Below are 7,269 nucleotides of genomic sequence, written 5' to 3'. Positions count from 1 at the left end.
TGGAGTTCAGGCGCCCCTCGATCATCTCGGCGCAACGGCGACCCAGATCGACCGTCGCGCCGTCAACCTGCGATGGCTCTGCGCCAGCAGCCTCACCGGCCTGACCGGGGCCGGCCTGATCGCGGCGGCTCTCCATGTTTCCCTTCAGGGGGACGTGTCCTTCGCGGCCATTCCCGAGAAGGCGACGGTCTTGCCGCGACCGCAGCCGAGCGAAAGTGGCGCCAATATCGCCCGGAAGGGTGACCGACTGATCCGCAACCTGATGATCGCGTCGGCCAAGCAGAGCTTCCGGGCGCCGGTCACGGTCCGCCTCGGGGATCGCGAGATCATCAAGGCCAAGGCGTTCGTACGGCTCACCACACCCCTGTCGATGACGACGGGCGTTTACGCGAGCGAGCCCCCCCGCTTCGATCCGATGAAGTTCGTATCCGACGAACCGTTGGAGCGTGCCCCCGAGGCCTCTGCCGATGCCCCCGGCGCCGAGGTCACCGTGGTGAAGCGCGATCTGGCTGAGGCCGCCGTCGACCCCAACGCACCCGCACTCACCGACGACGACGTCACCGCGCAGGTGGAGGAGGAGCGCCGCATCGCCGCCGAGGCGGGCCGTCGTGCCGCGATCCCGATCGCCCCGCAGATCATGCTGTCGCGGACGCTCCAGCAGGGCGCGACGGGGGATGGTGACGGCACGGCGCCGAAGGATGCCAACCCGTTCAAGGCGATCGAGGTGCTGGTCGTCCCCGAGAACGTCACGAAGGTCGCCAAGGTCGAGCTCAAGCCCAATGAAGCGCCCCTCGTCGAAGAGCGCGACCTCGCGCTGAAGCGCGGCGAGACCCTGGAATCGACCCTCAAGGCCATCGGCTTCGCCAGCGACGACGCGATCCGAGGCATCGTCGCGGCGCTCGGCGGCAAGGCCCGCACGGCCGCCCTCAACGAGGGCCAGCCGATGCGCGTGCAGATCGCGCCGGGCCCGCATCCCGGCGACCCGCGCCAGGTGACCCGCGTCGTGCTCTACGGTGAGAACGGCATCGAGGGCATCGCCGCCCTGAACGATCGCGGCGCCTTCGTCTCGGTGGCGCCGCCCTCCGAGGAATCCCCCTCCCCCAAGCCGCAGGCTCAGGCTGAACCCGGCGAAGACGAGGATGCGGATTCCGGTTCGGGGCCGCGGCTGTATCAGAGCCTCTACGAGACGGCCGCGCGCCACGACCTGCCGCGGGCCGCCGTCGAGGATATCGTCCGGGTGTTCAGCTACGACCTGGACTTCCAGCGCCGCATCAGCAGCGGCGACGGGCTCGACGTGTTCTACAGCACCGACGACGATGCCAGCGCCGACCGTCCGGAACTTCTCTACGCGGCGCTGACGCTCGGTGGCGAGACCCGCAAGGTCTATCGCTTCCAATCCCCGGATGACGGGACGATCGACTATCTCGACGAGCAGGGCCGCTCGCTGAAGAAATTCCTGCTGCGCAAGCCCATCGCCGACGGGATCATGCGCTCCGGCTTCGGCTACCGGCGCCATCCGGTCCTGGGTTATGCCAAGCTTCACACCGGCGTCGACTGGTCCAATCCGATCGGCACCCCGATCATGGCAGCCGGCAACGGCGTGGTGATCCGCTCCGAGATGACCTCGGGCTACGGCAACCGGGTCGAGATCCAGCATGTCAACGGCTACGTGACGACCTACAACCACATGTCACGGTTCGGCCGCGGCATCCGGGAGGGCGTCAAGGTCCGGCAAGGGCAGGTCGTGGGCTATGTCGGCTCGACCGGCCTGTCGACCGGCGCCCATCTTCACTACGAGGTGATCATCAACGGCCACTTCGTCGATCCGATGAAGATCCGTGTCCCGCGTGGCCGGGAACTCGACGGGCGCCTGCTCGCCGAGTTCAAGCGTCAGCGGGAGCAGATCGACGCCACCATGCAGAAGTCGAAGAGCGCCACCGCCATCGCCCAGCGCGATGCGGCGGTGCGCTGAGGCGATCGCTCAGGCGAAGCCGAGCCGGGCGCGGATGTCCCCGGGGGTCTGGCCGGCTTGCCGAAGGTCGGCGAGGGATTGCGAGCCGCGCGACTTGGACAGCTTCTCGCCCTCAGCGTCGTGCAGCAGCGGGTGGTGGTGGTAGCGCGGCGTCGGCAGGCCGAGCAGCGCTTGCAGGAGCACGTGCAGGTCGGTGGCGGCCTCCAGGTCGCGGCCGCGAACCACATGGGTGATCCCCTCCGCGGCATCGTCGTGAACCACCGCGAGATGGTAGCTTGTCGGCACGTCGCGGCGCGCGATCACCGTATCGCCCCAGCGCCCCGGATCGGCCGCGATCCAGCGCTCGCCCGCCTCGTCGAAGGCGACGTAGCCGTGCGTCGAGCCGGCGCCGCGCAGGGCGGCCGCCATGTCGAGACGCCAGGTATGCGGATCGCCCCTGGCGAGACGGTCCGCCACGGACACGGCAGATTCGTGCCGGCAGGTGCCGGGATAGAGCGGCACGCCATCCGGATCGCAGGGGACCTCGCCCGTAGACGCGATCCGCGCCCGGATCTGCCCGCGCGAGCAGAAGCAGGGATAGGCGAGCCCGCGGCCGACGAGCCCGTCGAGGGCCGTCCGGTAGGCATCCATATACCGGGACTGACGCCGCACCGGCTCGGGATAGCTCAGCCCGAGCCAGGCGAGGTCCGAGACGATCCCGTCGATGAAGTCCGGCTTCGAGCGCGCGGGATCGATGTCCTCGATCCGCAGGCGGCAGAGGCCGCCCAGCCGGGTGGCGAACTGCGCGTTGAGAAGCGCCGAGTAGGCGTGGCCGAGGTGCAGGCGTCCATTCGGGCTCGGCGCGAAACGCAGGACCGGTCCTCCCGCACTTCTGAGCCGCTCCGCCGAGGCGCCCGGATCGGCCGGTCTGCGCGGGTGCGGCGTCAGCCCTCGCGGCGGCGGAGGCATTGCAGCGCGCCGGGCTGGCAGGCGAAGCCGGGGAGCGAGCAGGCCGGGCCGTCTGCGAGCCGCTGACAAACCTTGCAGCCGTCGCTCCATTCGAGGCAGGCCGGATCCTCGGCCGCCGAGCGCAGCGGTGCTGGGTGACGGGCGGGCGCCAGGGCGCCGATGAGCACGGTGGCGATCACGAGGACCGCGATGCCCCAGGCGGCAAGCGCGCCGCTCGACGAGCGCGGTGCGGGCGGCAGAGGGCTGGTTGTCGACATGGGCGTCCTGTTGGCGCGGGACTCGCCCGCCTGTCAACGCGCGCCCTCAGGCCGCGCGCGCGGATTGGCGCTCCAGCAGCGGGGGGAGCAGCTTCAGATTGAGCGGCTTGGCCAGGAACCCGTCGAAGCCGGCCGCCCGGGCGGCGATCTCGTCCTCGCGGCCCGCATTGGCGGTCAGTGCGACGAGATGGAGCCGGTGCGCGCAGCCCGATTCGGCCGCGCGGATCCGCCGGGCGGTCTCGTGCCCGTCGAGGCGCGGCATCCGCACGTCGATCAGCGCCAGGTCGAAGGGGCCGTCCGACTCAAACCGCTCGAGGGCCTCGACGCCGTCGGCCGCATGGACCACCGTGGCGCCGAGCCGTTCCAGCGCCCGGGTCGCCAGCAGGGCGTTGATCGGGTTGTCCTCGGCCAGCAGGACCCGAAGGTGGCTGCCGGTATGCGAGGGGGCCTCGGGCGGGGCGGCTGCGGCCTCGACCGGCCCCGTCGATGCGAGCAGGCGCTCGAACAGGGAGCGCGGGCGGACCGGTTTGATCAGGTAGCCGTCGAAGCCCGCCGCACCGGGCGCCCCGAAGCCGCGCCGGTCGAATGGCGAGAGGAGCACGAGGCTCGTGCGAACCCCGCAGGCCCGCGCCGCATCGGCGATCTGCCGCACGGCACCGTCGCCCAGCGCCCGGTCGGCCAGCACCACGTCGAAGGCGGCGCCCGACAGGGCGTCGAGGCCCGACTCGAGGCTGTCAACGATCACGGTGGCGGCTCCGGCCCGGGACAGACTGCGGGCGAGGTACGGCGCCTGGAACGGCGAGTCGGCGACGATCAGACAGCGTCGCGCGGAGAGCGGCGGCAACGGGACCCGTCCGCCGTCATCGATGCCGGCCACCTCGGCCAGCGGCAGCAGGACCCGGAAGGTCGAACCCCGCCCGAGGCGCGACTCCGCCTCGATCCGGCCGCCCATGCGGGTCACCAGACGCCGCGTGATGGCGAGACCCAGACCGGTGCCTTCATGGCTGCGGCTCGCGCTGCCGTCGCCCTGCTCGAACTCCTCGAACAGGATCGGCAGCCTCTCTTCCGGGATGCCCGGGCCGGTATCGGCCACGGCGAGCACGACCTCGCCGCCGGCTGCGGTCCGCACGAAGCTCAGGCTGACGCCGACGCCGCCCCGCTCGGTGAACTTGATGGCATTGCCCGCGAGATTGATCAGGATCTGCCGCACCCGGTCGGCGTCGCCCAGAACGGCGGCCGGAAAGTCCTCGGTCACGTCGAGGGCGATCTCGATCCCCTTGTCCTGCGCGCGGGGCGCGAGCAGCTCGACGACGCCCTCGGAGAGGGCCGGCAGGTCGAAGGGCTCGGCCGCGAGGTCGAGGCGCCCGGCCTCGATCCGCGAGAAGTCGAGGACCCCGTCGATCAGGCCGAGCAGCGCCTGGCCGCTGGTGCGCACCGCCTCCACGTAGGTGCGCTGCTCGGGGTTCAGCTCGGTTCCGAGCACGAGGTCGGCCATGCCCAGGATGCCGTTGAGCGGCGTCCGCATCTCGTGGCTCACCGTCGCCAGGAAGCGGGATTTCGCGACGCTCGCCGCCTCGGCGCGCTCCAGGGCCGCGTCGCGGCTGCGGATCGCCTCGACCCGCGCGGTGACGTCCCGGCCCGCGCGGAGCCAGTGCGTCGCGTCGCCGTGCGCCACCGGCATCTCCACGAAGGCGAACCAGCGCGCCCGCCCGTCCGCCGCCCGGACCTGCGCCTCCAGGCGGCGGACCCCGTCCGGCCCGATCTCCACGGCGTTGCGGTCGAGGATCTCGAGATCGTCCTGAGAGCCGATCAGCGCGATCGGCTCGCGGCCGAGCAGGCGGGCGAAATCCTCGTTGGCGTAGGTGATGCGCCCGCGGGCATCGCGCTGGACGATGATCTCGGTGGTGGCGGCCACCAGGGCGCGATAGCGGTCCTCGCTCTCGCTGATCCGCCAGATGCGGTCCTGCAGCCGCTCGGTCTCGCGCTCGGCGCGCCGCGTTCCGCGCACGCGCCAGAGGCCGAGGCCCAGCGCGGCCGCTGTCAGGAGCGCCAGGACAGGCGCCATCATGTCGATCATTCCGGCCTCCCCGGCTTCAGGCCGGTCCGCCGCAGGATCGCAGCCGAAGCTGAAGGCCGCGTTGGGAAAGGCGCTTAACCGCCGGTTGCAGACTTCGCGGAGCCCGGGACGCGGCGCGCGCTTAACGGAACCGTGAGGTGATCCGAAAAGCGGCTCGCGAGTTGCCTGCCAGGACGCAGGTCCGGACGGAGACGGTACATGCCCGGTGAGCACTACGACGTCATCATTGTCGGGTCCGGTCCCGGCGGCGGCACGATGGCGTGGCGCCTCGCCCAGACGGGCAAGCGGATCCTGCTGATCGAGCGCGGCGACTACCTGCTGCGGGAGCCGCGGAACTGGGACAGTCAGGCGGTGATCGTCGACGGCTACTACCAGGCCAAGGAGACGTGGTACTCCTCCGACGGCAAAAGCTTCCATCCTGGCCTTCACTACTATGTCGGCGGGAACTCGAAGTTCTACGGTTCGATCCTCTTCCGCCTCCGCGAGAAGGACTTCTCCGAGATCCGCCACCAGGACGGCGTCGCGCCGGCCTGGCCCGTCGGCTACGACGTCTTCGACCCGTACTATCAGGCGGCCGAGGAGCTGTTCCACGTCCACGGGCTGCGCGGCGAGGACCCGACCGAGCCCTGGTCGACGAAGCCCTACGCCCATCCGCCGGTGGCGCACGAGCCGCGGATCCAAGAGCTGTTCGACAACCTGAAGCGGGCCGGCCACCACCCGTTCCACCTGCCGGTGGGCGTGCGGCTGGTGGAGAAGGACGGCCGCGCGGTGCCGACCTCGCCCTGCATCAAGTGCGAATCCTTCGACGGATTCCCCTGCCCCACCAACGGCAAGTCCGATGCCCAGACCATGGTGGTGGACCCGGCCCTGCGGGACTGCCCGAACCTGACGCTGCTCACCCGCACCTATGTCGAGCGCCTCGTCACCGACCCCTCCGGCCGCACCGTCACGGGCATCGTCGGCGCGCGCGACGGCGCGCCCTTCGAGGCCTCGGCCGACCTCGTCGTGGTGGCCTGCGGCGCCCTCTCCTCGGCGCTGCTGCTGCTGCGCTCGGCCAGCGACCGACACCCGAACGGCCTCGCCAACGGGTCGGACCAGGTCGGGCGCAACTACATGCGCCACAATAACTCGACGGTGCTGGCGATCTCGAAGGTCCCGAACCCGACCCGGTTCCAGAAGACGCTCGGCCTCAACGACTTCTACTTCGGCGATCCGGACCCGAAGGACGGCTGGGAGTTCCCCCTCGGCCACATCCAGATGGTCGGCAAATCGGACGGGGCCCAGATCCACGGCGAGGGCCTGCCGGGCTTCCTGCAATGGTTCCCCGACAAGCCCTTCGACTGGATCGCCAAGCACTCCGTCGATTTCTGGCTGACCTCGGAGGACGTGCCGCTCCCGCAGAACCGGATCTTCTATAAGGACGGCAAGGTCCATCTCGACCTCACCGAGACGAATGTCGAGGCGCACAAGCGGCTCCGGCAGAAGCTGCGCGAGATCTGCAGCTTCACCGACATCCACCCGCACCTGTTCGACCGCTCGCTCTATCTCGGCAAGAACGTCCCGATCGGCGGGACGGCCCACCAGGCGGGGACCCTGCGGTTCGGCGAGGATCCGAAGACGTCGGTGCTCGATCCGAACTGCAAGGCGCACGAGTTGGACAACCTCTACGTGACCGATGCCAGCTTCTTCCCGTCGATCGGCGCCGTGAACCCGACGCTGACCATCATCGCCAACGCCCTGCGGGTCGCCGATCATCTCGTCGCCCGGATGGGGGCCCGGGACGCGATCGCGCCGCCCCGGCTTTTCGATCACACCGAGCCGCGGGAGCCGCTGCCCGCCTGAGGATCGGGGGGCGCGGAACACCGCTCCCGCCCGGCGCCGCATCCTGAAGCACCCGCGCCGGCGGGCCTCGCAGGCGGCTTCCAGGACGCGCGCGACCTGTGGAGAGCTCTCCCGAGGTCGCCGCGCTCCGGCACCTCGGGATGCGGGGCCGGCTTCGGATGTGCGTCATCGTC

General features: G+C 70.7%; 5 protein-coding genes (1 of these 5 only partly in view). 2 read left to right on the top strand and 3 right to left on the bottom strand.

Annotation, left to right across the window (positions count from 1 at the left end; genetic code table 11):
• On the top strand, positions 1 to 1,972 hold the 3' portion of the coding sequence (locus tag PQI07_RS19510) for a M23 family metallopeptidase (RefSeq protein WP_274927240.1). Its footprint begins 53 nt before the window's first position; the window shows 1,972 of its 2,025 coding nt (coding positions 54-2,025); its start codon lies beyond the left edge, outside the window; the stop codon is at positions 1,970 to 1,972.
• 9 nt (positions 1,973 to 1,981) lie between these two features.
• On the opposite strand, the gene gluQRS is transcribed toward PQI07_RS19510, so the two are convergent.
• The 3 genes from gluQRS to PQI07_RS19495 are packed head-to-tail and all read right to left on the bottom strand — an operon-like array spanning position 1,982 to position 5,254.
• On the bottom strand, positions 1,982 to 2,920 hold the full coding sequence (gene gluQRS / locus PQI07_RS19505) for a tRNA glutamyl-Q(34) synthetase GluQRS (protein ID WP_274927239.1): 939 nt from the start codon (positions 2,918 to 2,920) through the stop codon (positions 1,982 to 1,984).
• Complete coding sequence (locus tag PQI07_RS19500) at positions 2,896 to 3,177, bottom strand: hypothetical protein (protein ID WP_043388232.1); 282 nt, start codon at positions 3,175 to 3,177, stop codon at positions 2,896 to 2,898. Before PQI07_RS19500 ends, gluQRS begins: the two co-directional genes overlap by 25 nt.
• Positions 3,178 to 3,223: 46 nt before the next feature.
• A complete protein-coding gene (locus PQI07_RS19495) occupies positions 3,224 to 5,254 on the bottom strand; it encodes an ATP-binding protein (protein ID WP_274927238.1) in 2,031 nt (676 codons plus the stop codon).
• Between the two features lie 198 nt (positions 5,255 to 5,452).
• Between PQI07_RS19495 and PQI07_RS19490 the strand changes: the two genes are divergently transcribed.
• Positions 5,453 to 7,096: a GMC oxidoreductase gene (locus PQI07_RS19490; RefSeq protein ID WP_274927237.1), complete on the top strand. Its 1,644-nt coding sequence runs from the start codon at positions 5,453 to 5,455 to the stop codon at positions 7,094 to 7,096.
• The last annotated feature ends 173 nt before the right edge of the window (positions 7,097 to 7,269 follow it).

This window comes from Methylobacterium sp. 092160098-2, assembly GCF_028920805.1.
Taxonomy (GTDB): Bacteria; Pseudomonadota; Alphaproteobacteria; order Rhizobiales; family Beijerinckiaceae; genus Methylobacterium; species Methylobacterium fujisawaense.
This window is presented reverse-complemented; position numbering and strand designations above follow the sequence as displayed.

Coding starts and splice junctions, on each gene's coding strand:
- gluQRS (WP_274927239.1), bottom strand. CDS start 2,920: ATGCCTCCGCCGCCGCGAGGGCTGACGCCGCACCCGCGCAGACCGGCC.
- PQI07_RS19500 (WP_043388232.1), bottom strand. CDS start 3,177: ATGTCGACAACCAGCCCTCTGCCGCCCGCACCGCGCTCGTCGAGCGGC.
- PQI07_RS19495 (WP_274927238.1), bottom strand. CDS start 5,254: ATGATCGACATGATGGCGCCTGTCCTGGCGCTCCTGACAGCGGCCGCG.
- PQI07_RS19490 (WP_274927237.1), top strand. CDS start 5,453: ATGCCCGGTGAGCACTACGACGTCATCATTGTCGGGTCCGGTCCCGGC.